At 64.3% G+C, this 272-nt stretch carries 1 protein-coding gene; it reads left to right on the top strand.

The genetic code is table 11. The features are described from left to right. A partial coding sequence (locus AC0IW7_RS24815) for a TrmO family methyltransferase domain-containing protein (protein ID WP_471821501.1) occupies positions 1 to 272 on the top strand: 272 nt, incomplete at both ends.

Raw genomic sequence — 272 nt, 5'->3', positions numbered from 1 at the left:
AAAGGGTTGAAGCCGGCAAGCTCTGGTTGTCCGGCATCGACCTGCTCGACGGCACGCCGGTGCTGGATCTCAAACCCTACGTGCCGTATGCCGACTCGGTGAGCGGCGCGTTCAACCACATGGCCGCTGGCGCGCCGACGCTGAGAGATGTGGTGTGGAGCGATGCAGCGCTAGCTCAGGCGCTGGAGCACGGCCAGCAGTTGCAGCAACCGCTGCGAGAGCTGATCGAACAATGCCTGGCGCAAGATCCTCGGCCTGCGTATCAGCAGCCC

This window comes from Pseudomonas sp. AC229 (genome assembly GCF_979254655.1).
This window is presented reverse-complemented; position numbering and strand designations above follow the sequence as displayed.